The sequence below is a fragment of the Paenibacillus sp. SJS-P3 genome, from assembly GCF_056711585.1.
The window spans coordinates 2257823-2274219 of the sequence record NZ_CM160043.1 but is presented as its reverse complement, the minus strand read 5'-3'; the positions used below and the strand labels follow the sequence as shown (position 1 = coordinate 2274219).

The window sequence follows — 16397 nt, the reverse complement described above, 5'->3', positions numbered from 1 at the left end:
TCCTTTCCAAGCGTCGCCCCGAAACGTAGCATGCAGGCCGGACGTGTCCGCCGGCCTGCCGTTCAATCGCCGGACAGCTACTTGCCGGCCTTTTCCGCAAATGAATTGTCTACCAGCTTGTCGTGATCGGGACGATCCTTGAGCTCGCCGGCGGTTGTCATGACGTCGAGCAGGTTGTTCCATTCCTCTTTGTCGATGACAGGATTATCCGCATAGGATCCTTGCTGCTTGTAGCGGTCGATGGAGCTTATGATAATGGCTTTGTCCGTGCTCGGGAAATAAGTGCCGACGGCATCGGCGATTTCCTGGGCGCTGTGTTCCTTGACCCAGGCTTGCGCCTTCTGGATCGCGTTCGTGAACTTCTGCACCGCATCCTCGTTTTTCTTGATGTAGCTTTGCTTGCTCATGAAGACGGTATAGGGCAGATGCCCTCCCTCTACGCCGAACGAAGCGACGACTTTTCCCTTGCCTTCCTTCTCCATCATTGAAGCCTGAGGCTCGAACAGCTGCACATAATCGCCGGTTCCGGACGCATATGCCGCGGTGATGTTGGCAAAGTCGATGTTCTGGATCAGCTTGAGGTCTTTCTGCGGATCGATGCCTTTTTTCTTGAGGGTGAATTCACCCGCCATCTGCGGCATGCCGCCTTTGCGCTGGCCGAGGAAGGTCGATCCCTTGAGGTTGTTCCAGTCGAAGGCGGCACCTGTGCGGGACATGAGGAACGTTCCGTCGGTCTGCGTCACCTGGGCAAAGTTGATGACGGGATCGTCGGAGCCCTGCTGATAGACATAGATGGACGTTTCGGAGCCGACGAGAGCGACGTCGATGGCGCCTGACAGCAATGCGGTCATCGTCTTGTCGCCGCCCGCGGTCGTCTGCAGCTCGACATCAAGCCCTTCGTCCTTGAAAAACCCTTTGGACAAGGCGACATACTCCGGAGCGTAGAAGAGCGAGCGCGTCACTTCGCCGATACGGATCTTCACCGGACCGTCGCTCTTGCTGCCGCAGCCGGACAGCGATGCCGTCAGAAGCAGCGAAGCAGCCAGCAGCAGGCCTGCGATAGATTGTTTTTTCATATGGATGTTTCCTCCCACGTGGACTTTTGTGTGCTACAGCCTATGCTTGCGGCAGCCAGGTGGTGAATGGCGGGAGATGATGGCAGGCGTTCGCCGGCAAGCGGAGCGGCATCTCCCAAGAGCGCGGTCCGGATCCGAGCCATCAAGGGGCATGACAAAAAAAGCCCCTCCTCCGCCATGTGAAGGCAGGTGGAGAGGCTTGGTTCCGGCTGGTTCCGGCTGGTTCCGGCTGGTTCCGGCTGGTTCCGGCTGGTTCCGGCTTGTTCCGGCTTGGTTCCGGCTTGGTTCCGGCTTGGTTCCGGCTTGGTTCCGGCTCGGGCGGCCCATCGTATCGGAGCTTGGAATCTGCATGGCATCGTTGCCTCAAGGCCGCTGCAGCTCGGCGCCGCTCGACCTTTACAGCTTGTAGATATCCGTGTATTTGGCCCGCAGATACTTCACGAGGTAGCTCGGGTCCAGCGGCTTGCCCGTCGCTCCGAGAATGATTTCCTTCGGCGTCTTGAGCTTGCCGTATTTGTGGACGCGGTCTGTCAGCCAGGATTTGATCGGCGCCAGCTCGCCGCGCGCGACCAGCTCCCACAGCTCCGGAAGCTGGGCTTCCATCGTGTCGGCCATCTGCGCCGCGTACATGTTGCCGAGGGAATAGGACGGGAAGTAGCCGAACAGCCCGGCGCTCCAATGCACGTCCTGCATGACGCCCTGCGCGTCGTTCGGCGGCGTGATGCCGAGGTATTCCCGGTATTTGTCGTTCCAGATCGCCGGGAGGTCGGATGCTTTCGCTCCTTCGTTGAAGATCATCTTCTCGATCTCGTAACGGATGATGATATGCAGGTTGTAGGTCAGCTCGTCAGCCTCGATGCGGATGAGGGAAGGCTGGACGGTGTTCTGCGAACGGTAGAATTCCTCCGGACTGATGTTCAGTTGGCCGGGGAAGCGGCTCTGGAGGTCGCCGAAATACCGGTGCCAGAACGGGCGGCTGCGGCCGATCGTGTTCTCCCAGAAGCGCGACTGCGACTCGTGGATGCCCATCGACGTTCCGCCGAACAGGGAAGTTCCGGCGAGCTCCGGAGAGACGTTCTGCTCATACAGCGCATGGCCGCCCTCATGGATCGTGCCGAACAAAGCGCTCGTCACGTCATCGGCCAAATAACGCGTCGTGATCCGCACATCGCCGAGATTGATTCCCGTAGCGAACGGATGCGCGGTCTCGTCCAGACGTCCGGCTTCGAAGTCGTAGCCCATCTGGCCGAGCATGAACAGGCTGAAGTCCTTCTGCGCGCCTTTGTCGAACAGCTGGTTAAGAAACTCGCGGGAAGGCTTGTTCGCCGATTCCGCGATGGCCGAAGACAGCGGGACGAGCTCGTCGCGCAGCGAGCTGAAGATCGAGTCCAGCTCGGCCACCGTCATGTCCGGCTCGTAATCGTCGATCAGCGTATCATACCGGGTAGCCTTCGGCCCCCATAGATCGATGAACTGGTTCGTATAGCCGATGACCTTGTCCAGGAACGGCTCGAACGAAGCGAAGTCGTTGTTGCCGCGGGCGACTTCCCAGGCGGATTCCGACTGCGAGATCAGAACGACGGCTTCCTCGTACAGCTTGGCCGGAATCTTGACGCTGCGGTCGTACTGGCGCCGGACTTCATGGACCAGCTTGAGGTCGATCTCGCCCAGGCTGTCCTGCGCTCCCTTCTGTTCGAGAGCCTGCAGCAGCTCTCCCATCTCGGAAGAGGTGGAGAGTTTGAACGCTTCGCCGGCCAGCTGGCCGAGCACCTCGGAGCGGGCGTCCATTCCTTTGCGGGGGGCGCCGGTGCGCAGATCCCAGGCGAGAATAGCCTGGGCTTCATGGTAATTCCGGATTTTCCGGTCCAGCGCGCGGAAATCGGCCAAAGTCTTTTCGTATGTAGATGTCGTCACAGGTCGTCACCCTTTCGTCTATACGTCCTATACTTGATCATAGCGGGGACAGACCTTATAATCAACGGTGATCAAACGGGGCCGCCGGCTGCACGGAAGCCTCGGACAAAGGAGTGGCGGAAGATGCGCATCACATTCAAGACAGCCGCCGTCGAGGCGCTGAAGCCTTATCTCGAAGACGGAAAGGGCATCCTTAAGCTTGTCTACGATACGGAGGGCTGCGGCTGCGTCGTCAACGGCGTGTCCGCCCTTCATATCGTCGGCCAAGCGAGTCCCGGCGACGTCATCGGCGAAGGCGACCCGTTTCCTTTCCTCTACGAGGAAAGATACGAGGTGTTTTTCGAGCCCGAGCTGAAGCTGGACTACAACCCGGCTCGACAAGCCTTCATCCTGGCGAGCGACAGCCAGATCTACAGCCATGACCTGCGGTTCTTCCCGCAAGGAACGGCCACCTTCTAAAACCAACTGCGCGAAAGAGAGGTCGGGAGCATCATGAACAATCTCCAGGAAATGCTTGCCTATAACGAAAAATTCGTCGAGGACAAGAAGTACGAGGAATATTTGACCGACAAATTCCCCGACAAGCGCATGGTCATCCTGACATGCATGGATGCGCGGCTGTCGGAGCTGCTGCCAAGGGCGCTCAATCTCCGCAACGGCGACGCCAAGATCCTCAAGAACGCCGGCGCCATCATCACGCAGCCATTCGGCAACATCATGCGCAGCATCCTGGTCGCGCTCTATGAGCTGAACGCGGATGAAGTGTTCATCATCGGCCATTACAACTGCGGCATGACGGGCATCAACCCGGACAGCATGATCGGCAAGATGGTGGATCGGGGAGTGCCTTCCCAGACGATCCGCACGCTGAAGCATTCCGGCGTCGATTTCACCCGTTGGCTGACCGGCTTCGACAATGTGCGCTCGAGCGTCGAGAAGAGCGTGAGCATCGTCCGCAACCACCCTCTGCTCCCTCCGGGCACGCCCGTGCACGGCATGATCATCCATCCTCAGACAGGCAAGCTTGATCTTGTGACGGAAGGGTACGAATTTTTGAACAATGCGGATCCTGCCGCAGAATAACCCGCAGACCAACAAAGGCTTATCCGAATCGGGCCGCAGCCCGATTCGGATAAGCCTTTTAGTTTCACAGCGAGGCGGTCAGCCTCCGCCTCGCGCCTCTTCTCTCTTGAGTCGGAGCGACTGCTCCCGCGCTTGTACGACTTCGCTGCGGTCGCGCGTCAGATGGCGGTGGATCAGCTCATCGCCCGCCACGATGTCGCCGCACCAATCCAGTCCTTCCGCAGCGCAGCGCTCCTTGCAGGCAGCCGCGAGCTCGAGGTCCCGGATCGGCAGCATCCAGCCGGAGTAAGGAATTCCCTCGCCCCGCTCCAGCAGCGAGGCGGCTTCGTCCAGCTGTCTGCGGAGCAAGCCGCCGTCAAGGCCCGCCTGCTCCAGCAGCGGCAGCGACAGCCTTTCCCAGGCGGAGCGCAGCATTTTGCGGGCTCCTTCCCGGTTGCCCCGCCGCAGATGGTATTGGCCGACGGCAATCTGAATCAGCCCGTGCCAGAGCTGGGCTTGCTCATCCTCGGGATGCTCCTTCCAGTATTCCTCCAGAATTTCGTGGCATTCGAAGTAATCCCTTGTCCCGTGGAACTCTGCGAGATATCGGATATAGGCCTCGGGGTATTTGTGGGAGATCAACATCATGCTTGCCAGCCTTCCTACTATAAGTTCAGACCTGCCCGGCGGCAGATTGTGAAATAAAACTCAACTGCATCTACATAAAAATGAAACCTGACTATCATCATAGACGTATACACAATCAAACGCAATGGAGGTTCATGCCGAGAACCCGGCGTTCATACCATCACTTACCACTCGGAGGGGGACTTTCACGACATGAAAAAAGGATTTATTCTGATGCTGGCCTTTACGGTTCTGTTCGCCTTCACGGCGGCGGGAACGGTTGACGCCAAGCGCGGCGGCATGAAATCTCCGCGCCAGAGCTTTACGCAGACTCCAAAAAAATCGACCGAGAACGTACAGCGGGCGGACAACAATAAAACCCCGGCTGCAGGCGCGGCAGCCGGCACGACGGCGAACCGCGGCTTCTTCAGCGGCGGCAGCATGATGAAAGGCCTCATGATCGGCGGCCTGGCAGGACTGATGTTCGGCAGCATGTTCTCCGGCATGGGCTTCATGGGCGACTTCTTCGGCCTGATCATCAACCTGCTCGCGATCTACATCCTGTTCATGGTCATCCGGTCCATCGTCGTCCACTTCCGCAACAAGCGCAAGGCCGCGACCGACGATCGCCGCGGGCCTTACTGATCGCCGATGCGGATCCTGACGGACGAGATCATCAACGCCGTATGCCTCAGCGAATCCAGCCGGCGCGGGCTCCAGCCCTCGCAGGTCGAGGTGCAGCTCGGCTGGGACGAGGAATACGGCTTCTCCGCCGAAGTATTTATCGGCGACCGATCGCATTACCTCGTCGAGGCCAACCTCAAGGAAGCGATCGAGCAGTACATGTTCAAGGAGTACGGCATGCGCGTCTATCGTTCCCAGATTACGCTGGACGCCGACGAAGAGTTCTGGGCGGATATCGCCGAATAGAGCTCCAAGCCGAAAAGCTTCCCCTTCATCTCGGATGAGATGGTCAGGGGAAGCTTTTTTTCGTGTTCCGACGGAACTATCTGCTGCGGAAAGCGAGCGTCGCGTTGATGCCGCCGAAGCCGTAGGAATTGGACAGCGCCGCATCCAGCCTTTTGTCCCGTCCATGCTGGTAGACGAGATCGAGATCGGTTTCCTCGTCGGGTTCCGTCAGGTTGGCCGTCGGCGGCAGCCATCCATGATGCAGCGACAGGCATGTAATGGCGGCTTCGATCGCTCCCGACGCTCCGAGCGGATGGCCGTATAGCCCTTTCGTGCCGCTGACCGCCACCGGACGGCTGCCGAATACGCTGCGGATGACTTTCGATTCGGTCACATCGTTGAGCAGCGTTGAAGAACCGTGGGCGTTGATGTAGCCCACCTCTTCCTGCAGCATGTCCGCATCGCTCAGCGCCAGCCTCATCGCCCGCTGGGCTTGCGTGCCGCAAGGGAGCGGAACGCTCATGTGGTGGGCGTCGTTCGTCACGCCGAAGCCGCTGATCTCCGCCAGGATGCGGGCTCCCCGGGCGCGGGCATGGCCTTCCTCCTCGATGACGAGCACGGCCGCCCCTTCCCCCATGACGAATCCGTCCCGCGTGCGGTCGAACGGACGGCTGGCCCTTCCCGGCTCGTCGTTGCGCGTCGACATCGCGCGCAGCAGGTCGAAGGCTCCGAACGACAGCGGTGACAGCGGAGACTCCGCGCCCCCCGCAAGCATGACGTCGGCTTCGCCGCGGCGGATCGCCTGCAGCGCCCTGCCTATCGCCACAGCGCCCGAGGCGCAGCTCATCGCGTTGGTCTCGTTCGGGCCGTTGAAGCCGAACTCCATCGCCATGTTGCAGGAGGAAGCTCCTCCGAAGACGGAGAAGCCGAGCGTCGGCGATACGCTCCGATAGCCCCCGGCCATGTACTGGCTGCACTGCTCCTCGGCGTAGGAGATGCCTCCCAGCGCGCTTCCCATGAAGATGCCCGTCCGCTCCGGATCCAGCGCTCCGGCCTCGATGCCCGCATGCCGCAGCGCCATCCGGCCGGATGCGATCGACAGCTGCGAGTACCGGTCCGTGCGATGCGCCCGTTTGCGATCCATATAGTCTTCGGCCCGAAAGTCCTTGATCTGGGCTGCGATCCGGCTTTTCAAGCCTTCCGGAACGAAGCGGTCGATCGGCCCGACGGCGCTTTCTCCCCGGCGCACCCCTTCCCAAAGAGCTTCGGCTCCAGTGCCGATCGGCGTCACGCATCCGATTCCCGTTATGACTGCCCTGCGATCACTCATGAACGATGCCCCATTCCGGCGGCTTCCGCCGCGAATTTGATTCCTGCCAAAGTCCGGTCCGCGATGACTTGCACGAAGGCTGGCCCTATGATTCCTCTCGCAGCCAGGCCGCCTACCGGCGGACGATCCCATTCATGCACGATGGACGCCCTCGTGCCTTCCCCGCTCGGTTCCAGCTTCCATTCCACGTCCATGCCCTTCGTCACCCCTTCGATATGCCGGTACAATACCCGGCGCTCGGCTTCCCTCGATTCCATCCTGCTCACCCACCACACCGGCCAGCGCAGCCTGCCGAAATGCCTCCATGCGGCCATCTCCACGATGCCGTACTCAGGAGCTCCGGTTCGAAACGACACGGAGCGGTAGTGGCGCAGATGAACCGGCCATTGATCGACATCCCTAGCGTAAGGAAACACCTCGTCGGGCGCTCTGTCGATGTAAATCTCATTATACGTATGCATAGCTGCACTCCTCCTTCGGGATGGGCTGTCTGATCCGGTCAAGTAACGCCGCCGCAATCGCCGATCCATGCAGCGAGCCGGCTCCCGGCTCCGGGCGTCCGGCCCAATATCCGGATGGACGCTTCGAACAATCGGGGCCGCGCAGCCCCGAATTCGATCACCCGCTGCAGCGCCGCCGCAGCCGCGAATTCCTTCCGATAGAGCCGGCCGTACACGCTGAGCTGACGCTCGTCTCCGGTTTCAAGCGCCCGCAGCAGCAGCGGCGCGGCCAGCTCGGCGCTCCTGAGCGCCCGATAGATGCCCTGGCCGGTAAGCGGATCGTAATAACCGGCCGCATCCCCGACAAGCACGATGCGTCCGGAGGCTGGCTGCGGAATGGGCTGATGGAAAGGGCCGCATGCGATAGGCTCGTCCTCCAGGACGGCTTGACGGCAGCGCCCTTCCAGCTGGGGGCGCCTCGACAGCTCCCGCAGCATGGCGGCGCTCTTGTTCCTGCCTTCCTCCGCCCATGCCGAGCCTGCCGGCAGGACAAGCGTCACATTGGCGGCATCTCCTTTGAGCGGGGCGATTCCAAGCGTCGATCCATCATTCAGATGCAGCTCCACCCTGTCGCGAAGCTGTTCGATGCCGCTCATGCGCGCCGTCATGGCGATTTTGCGCAGCGCTCCCCATGGAGCTCCAAGTCCGGATGAACGGGCGACGGCGGAGCGGATGCCGTCCGCGCCGGCCACATAACGGGCTCGAATGCGGAAGGCACCGCTGCCCGCCTCCCCCTCCACGAGGCAGCCGTCTTCATCGTCGCGCATCGCCCTTCGTACACGATGCTCCTGCAGCACTTCGGCACCGGCAAGCTCAGCCTGCTCCAGCAGCCAGCCGTCCAGCTGATCGCGGCGGCAGGAAAATCCGGCCGCGCCGCCTGGGAACTCCGCTTCCATGCTCGCGGACCCGCAGTGCAGCAGCCAGCCGCGCAGCGGATGTCCGAACTTCTGGGCCGGGCCTGCCGACCCGCCTTCGAGGCAGCGCTTCTTTCCGGCCAGCCTTTCCAAGGCGGCTGCCGCGCCGGGGTTCAGCGACTCTCCGCATGGCTTGCCTCTGGGATGCCGCCGCGCCTCGAGCAGAGCCGTTTTCAGCCCGGCTCTCGCGAGTGTCCATGCAAGCGCGCTTCCGGCCGGACCGGCTCCCGCCACGAGCACGTCATACACGGCTGAGCAGCGCCAGCCGGTAGGGAAAGTGGCGCTTGACCGTTGCTTCAAGCCCTGCAGCGGCAAGCAGCCTCCGCGCCTCCGCCGCCGTGAACGAACGCTGGACGGACAACGGGCCGTCATGCCGCGTCACCGGGCTCCGCCACACCAGCTTGGCGAGCAGCCTCGCGATGCCGTATGCCATACGGCTCCGTTCCAGATCCGTGACGATCCAGCCCGTCCTCGTCACGCGGTCCATCTCCCGCAGCATCGAGACGGCATCCTCGTCGCTCATATGGTGCAGGGCGAGGTTGCTGAAGGCGATATCAAAAGCTCCGTCGCCATAAGGAAGCTTGCGGCCATCCCCTTCATGAATGGTAATGGAGGCGTGGCCTCCGACCCGCTTGCGGGCCAGCTTCGCGATGGACGGACTGATCTCGACTCCGGTCACTTCGAGCGGAATGCCCCGTTTCTCCGCCCATCGGCACAGAGCGAGCGGCTGATCGGCCATGCCGGTCGCCACATCGAGCACGCGGACGGGAGCGGCGCTTCCTCTCGAGCCCGTCAGCAGCCTGCCCAGATGCCGGAAGAGAGGCGGATTGCCCCCGAGCCAGCGATTGACCGCCCATACTTCCAGCAAGCTTGCCTCCAGCTCCTCCTGCGACAGAGCCTCCTCTTCATCCAGCCATTCCTTTCTCAGCTGACGTTTCACAGTGTGCTCCTCCTTGATCTTGTCGTCAGGCGTAGTATGCGCTTCATTGCCAAAACCATCCATCCGCAGCGGAAATGAAGAGGCCGATGCCGGTAGCAACGAAATTTTGAAATTCAATACATGTCAACCGAGTCGTCGGCGATAAATCCATGTTATACTCATGGAATATAATGGAATGAAAGAAGGGATAAGCTTGCATGGGATCTATTCCGTGATGGACAAGTATTTCCAGGCCTGGAACGACGGCTTCGTCAGCAAAAACGCCGATGCGATCCGTGCCATGATGTCGCCGGGCTTTGCCGGTTATTGGGCGCATTCGGGACTGGAGCGGCCGGATCAGTACGGGTTCGGCTATGATCTCGAAGGCGTTCTCAGCCAATACGGAGAAGCTTCGAAGAGCTATCAAATCTCGGATATCCAGGAGCGCGGGAACGGCCAGGAAGTTATCGTCCTCGGCAGGGAGATCAATCTGGTGGAGGGCGCTCCGCATCCGGCGCGGTTCATGTTCGTATGGAGGCTGGAGGACGGACAGTGGAAGCTGGCGAGGGAATATATCGAACTGGAGAAATAAAAAAAGATCCTGCTCCCCATCCCTTGGCCGGGATCGAGCGGGATCTTGATTCGCGCGGAACACGCCGTCGATCAGGCCGACGGTCGGGAAGTTCTGCACGCCTGCGAACCCTTGCTCCTTGAGCTGCTTCAGGAAGCGGTCCATCATGCGGAACGGATCCATCCCGCATACCCCGGCGAGCACCGGCGTGCCCCGGGTCAGGACGGGCAGCACTTCATCCCCCATCTCCTCGACGATGCGGTTGGCGTCTCCGTAAGGCATGAGGCCGGCCAGCGAGCCGCGGCCTGCCATCCGGTATCGGCCGGAATTGTAGATGATGATGAGATCCGCGCCTCCGGCTTCGGCGCTTTTGGCCGAAATCCCCGTTCCCGCTCCGGCTCCGAGCAGAGCTCTTCCCGTCGATGCTTCTGCTTTGAGGCGGCTTACAGCCTCTTTGCGGCTGTTCATGATGCATTCCCCCTGTCGGTTATCCTTGCGCCTGAGCGGCATGAGCTCGCCAAGTCTGCATCGGATTCAGAGCGAATTCGAACCGCTGCTTCCGGACATATTCAACGAGCTTTTAAAAGCGAGGATGAAGGCAGCCGGATCGTCTTCCACGTTGAACGGGTAGACTCCGGAGCTCGTATGCAGGTACAGGATGCCGAGCTGTCCGCCGACGATCCGGTACGAAATGTCGTATACTTCCTTCAAGGGGAAGCTTCTGCCTTCCGCCGTTATCGCTTCCTGGTCCAGCCTCAAATGCAGCTCGAGGACGACGGTGTCCATCCTGGAGCCATTCAAGACCCGCTCCATTCTGACGTAGCGCTGTTTGGCCAGCATTTCCTGCAAGCCTCCTTTCTCATAACCGCTGCGGCTTCTTGCAGCCGCCATCCAAGCCTGTCCAAGCCAAAAAAGGGAGCGGCGGCCGCACCCTTCATTTCCCTCTTTATCTTGACATCAGAACGCGACGCCGATTCCGCCTTCGCCGGCATAAGTTCCCATGACAGGTCCCATGCTGGAGAACAGCACCTTTTTGAACGGATGCTTCTCCAGCACCCGATCCTTGAACTCGAGAGCGAGCTTCTCGCAGTTGCTGTGGACGATCGCGACAAAACCGTTCTCGTAGTCATGCTGCTTGTCATCGAGCCTTGCGAGCAGAGAGTTCAGCGCTTTGCGGAAGCCGCGCGTCTTCTCTTCGACCTCGACGACGCCGTCTTCATTGATTTTGAGCAGCAGCTTGATGTTGAGCACCGACGCCACGCCGCCGGCAAGCCTGCTCAGCCTTCCGCCCTTGATGACGTTCTCGAGGCTGTCGAGCGTGAAGAAGGCGCTTGTCTCAAGCGCCAGCCTGCTGACCTTGTCCTTGAGCTCGTCGAGGCTGGAGCCAGCGCGCGCCCATTCGGCCGCCTGGGACACCACCAGGGACAAGCCGCCGGAAAAGGTCTTGGAGTCGATGATTTCGATCCGGTTCGGCAGGCCCTCGTCCTCATACAGCCCCTTGGCGATCAAGGCGGACTGATAGGTGCTGCTGATGTTCGAGGACATGCTGACAACAAGAATGTCGCGGCCGGCTTCTACGTCCTTATACGCTTCCAAAAACGTGTTCGGACTTGGGCTCGCGGTCCGCGGAAGCTCTGGGCATTCCCTCATGCGGGCATAAAAGCTTGCGGCATCCGTCTCATCCGGCATAAGCTCGTCCTGGAACGAGACGGGAAGATGAACGATTTTTATGGAATGAGCTGCAATCAAGTCGGTCGGGAGATCAGAACCGCTGTCTGTGATGATTTGAATAGGCATGGTGTAAGCGCTCCTTTCGTTGCTTTCATTATACCGAAACCGTTCCCCTCAAAAATAGTAACAAATATAACTTGTCAAAAGGATCATTGTATGCATTGGCCAAGCCCGGACGATGGCGAGCCTTACCAGGCACGGATCACTTCAACGCTATCGTCCGAAGGATAATAGTGCTTGTCCTCGCTATTCTCGCCGACCGCGAATACCGAGAAGCCCATGAATCCCGGTTTGCCGGAGAAGGCTTCCCGGTAAGCCTCGAACAGCCTGGCCTGCTCGGCTCCGTCCTCAACGTCCGAAGGCGATGGATTCCAAGGCTCTTTCGCCGCATATTCGCGGGCAGGAAACCCGAGCTCGCCGAAATAAACCGGCTTGCCCCATTTGCCGGACAACGCCATCACTTCGCTCACGACATCCTGGCCGCGGCCGTTCACTTCGGTGGAGCTCAATGCCGAAATCAGCTGCCCGGCCGTATTGGCCGGGCGCTCCGCCAGCTCGAAATAGGCCGCGACCGTGATGAAGTCGGTATCCGCCCAGAGCGGATTGTCGCGCTTGGCTTCGTAAGCGGCCGTGCTGGCCACGTCCCAGACAGCCGTATACCACCAATTGGTTTTATACGTCAGAAGTCCGCTGTATTCGCCTCTCAGCTGCTGGAGCATGGCGCTCCATTCGCCGCCGAACCGCTCCAGATGCACGAGATTGGAGCCGGCGATCATCGCATCGGCGTGATAAGGCTCGGCAACCCGGCGTGCGAGCGGAACAAGCACTCTGCTCAGCCAATGGTCGAAAAAGGCATCCGGCTGATCCGGATTCCAGTCGGTCTCGACTTCGCTGCCTCGATCGATCCATGGATAAGGCTCGACGATGATCCGCAGGCCTCGGCTCTGGAGCCGGGGAATGAGCTCAATGGCCTTGTCCAGGCTGGCTTCGTCAAGCTTCATGTCGCTCGAGCGCACATCGCTTACTTCGACGACGATCGGAACATTGACCGTGTTCAGGCCAAGCCTGCCGACATCCTCCAGCACTTGTCCCGGATCGTAATCGACCGACAGGTTGGCGGATTTGACCTTCAGGCTCAGGAAATCCGTCTTTTCCATCGGATGGGATGACGTCCACATCCATACAGCGGCGGCAAAAGCCGCTGCAGCCAGACCCGCTGCAAGCAGCATCTTCACTAGGCGTCCGATCGGGAACACAGGCGCTACCTCCTCCGGTATTTGCGCAGATAGAAGACGATTCCCATGATCAGGAGAAGCAGCACCGTGCCGAATAGAATCGTGAACAGCCGGGCTTGCCCGGTGCTCAGGTTCACTTTCTCGCTCAGGCTGTAGCTGTCGTCGCCGCTGAAGGCATGGTTGGTCGCTTCTCCCCAGCGGTCGATCAGGACGGCGTTGCCGATCAGGCCGGAGGCATTATTATCCTGTGCGAGAAATTTGCCTGCCAGCGCCAAGTTCCGCTCGTCCGGAGCCGTGACGGCCAGCACGGCCGTTGCCGGGTCCGCCGGAGACGGCACAAGCTGCAAGGAAACGAGCTGCTTCGCGAAATCAGGCAACAGCCTGCGTTTTTCATTGGACATGAAATAGCTGAAGGAAGAATCGTAGCGGAACCATAAGTTGCCGTTCATCGCTTTGAGCGCCGGGAGGCTGGCAGGCGTGCCGGCCGCGATGACATTGACGCCCTTGTCGCGGGAAGGATTCCACTTTCCTTCGGACAGCACCTTCAGGGAAGCGCTGTTGTCGGTCAGGGAACGGCCCAGATAAGAAGCCGCTCCAGCCAGAAGCGAGTAGGCGTCCCCGTCCGGATCGGATGGAAGCGCGAAAGCCGCGTCATTCCACTTGCCGTTCTTGATGAAGGGCCAAGGATAATAATCCAGAAGCATCGAGCGCTCATCCTTGGCCGGGAGGCTGACGGAGGAGGACGGATCGATATACGCCCACGGAGTATGCTCTCCCATCGGCTCGCAGCTCAAATCGTTCATCTGCAAGTCGAACGCGACCGAGAACTCCAGATAGGACAGCTTGGCCGCGCGGCTCGGAATGTTGACTTCCCACTCATCGCCGTCCGCCTTGGAGGCATCCAGCTTTTTGCTGCCGGCCGGAATCCCGTTCACATACAGCGTAACGAGGGACTGGCCGAAATTCAGGTTCCGGGCATACCGGAGCTGGAACTTGGCTTTCGCTCCCGGAACGACGAGCTTGTTGGAAGGAAGCTTGATGTCGAACGTCGTCTGCTGGCGCAGCGGCCCTTTTACTTCCAGCCCGTTGTCGTAGCCGAGCTGCTCCAGCGTCCATGTGTCGCCGGTCAATCGGCCGGAAGCCGGATTGATGTCCGTGCCGGCCGGAATGAGCGCGGACGAATCGCGCAGCTGCGAAGTCATGTCCTTGTTCTGCAGCAGCCGGGCCGCCGTGTCGAGAACGGAGGTATCGTCTCCGCTTGCGATGACCATCAGGATGCGGTTCGGGTTATAGGGCGATACGGTCCTGAATAGCACCGGACCTTCTCCAATGCGGGACACCGCCTCCTGCGGCGCCGCGGAACGGATAACCGCGGGCATTCCGGACAACCGGCCGACATAGATGAGATGGTCGTTCCGATGATCTCCGGCAACGATTGCCGCATGCTTGTCCATATGGAGTCCGACGAGGCCGTCCGGCGCATAGGAGCCCAAGGAAGCGGCGGTCTGGAGGGCGGCGGCCGTCTCCGCGTCGTCCGGCTGGTCCGGTAGGACGATGGAGGTGCCGCTGCCGGACGTATCGCCTGCATCCTTCAGAAAGGGATAAGGAAATTGCGACAGCTCCAGGGAAGGCAGCTCGGTGCGGTAGCCGATCTCCAGCCAGGAGCTCTTCTGGACGGTCAGCCAGTTGTCCTTGTCCCGCTCGTCGACACAGAATCCGATTTCTCCGTATTCCTTATTGCCGAGCCATAAGCGGATCTCATTGCTGCCTGAACGCCAGGCATCGGCCGGCACGGCTACATCTAGCCTCTTGCCGGTCTCGCCGTAACCGCTCAGAGCGGCCGAATGCACCGGCTTGCCGTTGATCTCGACGGTCAAGGAGCTGAGCGAGGCTTTGCGGCTTGCCCGGAAATCGAGATGCAGCAAGGACTGCTGCACCGACCAGCGGGTGCCGAGATTGAAATAGGATGCCTGGGATGCGTAAATGCCCTGAAGCCGCAGCTCCTGCAGGTATGGAAGCTTGGCGGAGAGCGTCCCGTTCGCATAATGACGCGGCTGTCCGGCGGACGGCGTCCCTGCCGCATTGGCCGCCGGCTCCGTCGCGGACGGCGTCCCTGCCGCATTGGCCGCCGGCTCCATCGCGGACGGCGTCCCTGCCGCGTTGGCTGCCGGCTCCGTCGCGGAAGGCGTCCCTGCCGCATTGGCCGCTGGCTCCGTCGCGGACGGCGTCCCTGCCGCATTGGCCGCCGGCTCCGCTCCGGCGCTGCGCGCGCCGGGAGATGACGCAAGCAGGATGGATGCCAGCAGCAAGGCGGCGATCGCTTTTATTTGCATTTCATTATCCTCCTAGAATCGTTCCGTTTTGTACCATCCGGCTTCCTTGCGCAGCACAGCGTCGCGGACATACTGGCAGAATCCGATCACCGCCACGACGAGCCACAGCTGGCAGTAAGTGAAGTACATGACGGCGATGAGTCCGATGTTGCGCGGCCGGCTCTGTCCCTTCTCCATGCTGAGCGTGATCGCCATCTCCAGGATGAAGACCAGATAAGCCATGAACCAGAGAAGCGCCGTATTTCCAGCTACATTGTATTCGATCAGCCCCATCATCCCGAGCACGAAAATGATGTCGGATAACAGAGCCGAGCTCAGGAACAGGAAATAGACCGTGCAGAAATAAAGCAGATCGAACCGGATCCTGCGCGAATCGCGGGAGAAGAGAAGGCCCATGTTTTTGAGCAGCACGTAGATATTGCCCTTCACCCACCGGCTCCGCTGCTTGATCCACACCGGGATCGTCTCCGGCTCCTGCTCCCAGGTCACCGACAGCGGCATGTACTGGATCCGGTAGCCGAGCCGGTAGATCCGGAAGCTGATCTCGGTGTCTTCGGCGATCGCTCTCGTGTCCCATCCGCCCATCTCTTCGATGATGGAGCGCCTCACGACGAAGTTCGTTCCCGGAATCGTGCTCAGTCCGAACAGCTGCCATCTCCCCGCCTGCACCATCCATTGGAATCCGAGCGTCTCGATGTTGATGAATCGGGTGAGCCAGTTTTTGGATACGTTGCGGGTGCGGAATTTGCCGATGACGGCTCCGAGCCGCTTATCCCGCTCCAGAGCGTGGACCAGAATTTTGAGCGCAGAGCGCTCCGGCGTATTGTCCGCGTCATATACGGCCAGAACCTCCCCGGTGCTGGCGAGATATCCGTTGTTGAGCGCTCCGGATTTCCCCCTCCCTCCGGTGACGGCATCGGTCGTCAGCACGCGCAGATTCACCTCGGGATGGTCGGCCTGCATTTGCGCCAGAATCTCCCCGGTACGGTCCGAGGAGTTGTCGTTGACAACGATGATTTCCAGCTTGTCCCGGGGATAATCCAGTTGGATGAGAGCCGATACGGTCTGGCCGATCACCCGCTCTTCGTTATGGGCGGGAATCAGCACGGATACGGAGGGATAGCCCTGCAGCGGCTCGTCCACCCGCATCCTCAGCGTTTTGAGATAATAAATATAGCCGCCGATCGTGAGCACGATATTGATGAGCAGCATGACCCAGATGCATATCATGCAATATAGGAAAAGATAGTCGACAACCCCAAGCTGCCCGTTCATG

The 16397-nt window shown here is 60.3% G+C and carries 17 protein-coding genes; 4 read left to right on the top strand and 13 right to left on the bottom strand.

Annotated elements, in window-relative coordinates:
* Positions 1–77: 77 nt before the first annotated feature.
* Entirely contained in the window at positions 78–1076 is a 999-nt protein-coding gene (locus AC06G8_RS10455) for an ABC transporter substrate-binding protein (protein ID WP_480285233.1), read from the bottom strand.
* 396 nt (positions 1077–1472) lie between these two features.
* Positions 1473–2990, bottom strand: a complete 1518-nt coding sequence (locus tag AC06G8_RS10450) for a carboxypeptidase M32 (protein WP_480285232.1) — start codon at positions 2988–2990, stop codon at positions 1473–1475.
* A 123-nt stretch (positions 2991–3113) separates the two neighbouring features.
* On the opposite strand from AC06G8_RS10450, the gene AC06G8_RS10445 reads away from it, so the two are divergent.
* Positions 3114–3449, top strand: coding sequence for an iron-sulfur cluster biosynthesis family protein (locus tag AC06G8_RS10445; RefSeq protein WP_021880760.1), 336 nt, complete (start codon positions 3114–3116; stop codon positions 3447–3449).
* A gap of 33 nt (positions 3450–3482) precedes the next feature.
* Positions 3483–4073, top strand: coding sequence for a beta-class carbonic anhydrase (locus AC06G8_RS10440; RefSeq protein WP_480285231.1), 591 nt, complete (start codon positions 3483–3485; stop codon positions 4071–4073).
* 78 nt (positions 4074–4151) lie between these two features.
* Here AC06G8_RS10440 and AC06G8_RS10435 read toward each other — a convergent pair whose 3' ends face one another.
* Positions 4152–4700, bottom strand: coding sequence for a DUF309 domain-containing protein (locus AC06G8_RS10435; protein WP_480285230.1), 549 nt, complete (start codon positions 4698–4700; stop codon positions 4152–4154).
* Between the two features lie 192 nt (positions 4701–4892).
* Here AC06G8_RS10435 and AC06G8_RS10430 point away from each other — a divergent pair, with 192 nt between their 5' ends.
* Together AC06G8_RS10430 and AC06G8_RS10425 are read left to right on the top strand one after the other, a co-directional pair.
* Positions 4893–5324, top strand: a complete 432-nt coding sequence (locus AC06G8_RS10430; protein WP_447665241.1) for a hypothetical protein — start codon at positions 4893–4895, stop codon at positions 5322–5324.
* A 6-nt stretch (positions 5325–5330) separates the two neighbouring features.
* Positions 5331–5609 (top strand): DUF2653 family protein, encoded by a 279-nt coding sequence (locus tag AC06G8_RS10425; RefSeq protein WP_048749306.1) that lies wholly within the window; start codon positions 5331–5333, stop codon positions 5607–5609.
* A 76-nt stretch (positions 5610–5685) separates the two neighbouring features.
* Here the strand turns inward: AC06G8_RS10425 and AC06G8_RS10420 are convergent, their stop codons facing one another.
* From AC06G8_RS10420 to AC06G8_RS10375, 10 genes are all read right to left on the bottom strand, one after another.
* The gene (locus AC06G8_RS10420; RefSeq protein ID WP_480285229.1) at positions 5686–6918 is read right to left on the bottom strand and encodes a beta-ketoacyl-[acyl-carrier-protein] synthase family protein; all 1233 of its coding nucleotides are present in this window, start codon (positions 6916–6918) and stop codon (positions 5686–5688) included.
* The gene (locus tag AC06G8_RS10415) at positions 6915–7379 is read right to left on the bottom strand and encodes an SRPBCC family protein (protein ID WP_447665243.1); all 465 of its coding nucleotides are present in this window, start codon (positions 7377–7379) and stop codon (positions 6915–6917) included. Before AC06G8_RS10415 ends, AC06G8_RS10420 begins: the two co-directional genes overlap by 4 nt.
* 38 nt (positions 7380–7417) lie before the next feature.
* Positions 7418–8647 (bottom strand): NAD(P)/FAD-dependent oxidoreductase, encoded by a 1230-nt coding sequence (locus AC06G8_RS10410; RefSeq protein WP_480285228.1) that lies wholly within the window; start codon positions 8645–8647, stop codon positions 7418–7420.
* Positions 8574–9272, bottom strand: a complete 699-nt coding sequence (locus AC06G8_RS10405; RefSeq protein WP_480285227.1) for a methyltransferase domain-containing protein — start codon at positions 9270–9272, stop codon at positions 8574–8576. Before AC06G8_RS10405 ends, AC06G8_RS10410 begins: the two co-directional genes overlap by 74 nt.
* Before the next feature lie 43 nt (positions 9273–9315).
* Entirely contained in the window at positions 9316–10290 is a 975-nt protein-coding gene (locus tag AC06G8_RS10400) for a phosphoenolpyruvate hydrolase family protein (protein ID WP_480285226.1), read from the bottom strand.
* 66 nt (positions 10291–10356) lie between these two features.
* Positions 10357–10662 carry a hypothetical protein gene (locus tag AC06G8_RS10395; protein WP_480285225.1) on the bottom strand — a complete coding sequence of 102 codons (306 nt, stop codon included), beginning with the start codon at positions 10660–10662 and terminating at the stop codon, positions 10357–10359.
* 117 nt (positions 10663–10779) lie between these two features.
* Entirely contained in the window at positions 10780–11619 is an 840-nt protein-coding gene (locus AC06G8_RS10390) for a DegV family protein (RefSeq protein ID WP_447665247.1), read from the bottom strand.
* A 122-nt stretch (positions 11620–11741) separates the two neighbouring features.
* The gene (locus AC06G8_RS10385; RefSeq protein ID WP_480285224.1) at positions 11742–12809 is read right to left on the bottom strand and encodes a glycoside hydrolase family 113; all 1068 of its coding nucleotides are present in this window, start codon (positions 12807–12809) and stop codon (positions 11742–11744) included.
* Positions 12810–12814: 5 nt separating this feature from the next.
* Entirely contained in the window at positions 12815–15121 is a 2307-nt protein-coding gene (locus AC06G8_RS10380) for a cellulose biosynthesis cyclic di-GMP-binding regulatory protein BcsB (RefSeq protein WP_480285223.1), read from the bottom strand.
* A gap of 12 nt (positions 15122–15133) precedes the next feature.
* Positions 15134–16396 carry a glycosyltransferase family 2 protein gene (locus AC06G8_RS10375; RefSeq protein WP_480285222.1) on the bottom strand — a complete coding sequence of 421 codons (1263 nt, stop codon included), beginning with the start codon at positions 16394–16396 and terminating at the stop codon, positions 15134–15136.
* Between the last annotated feature and the right edge of the window lies 1 nt (position 16397).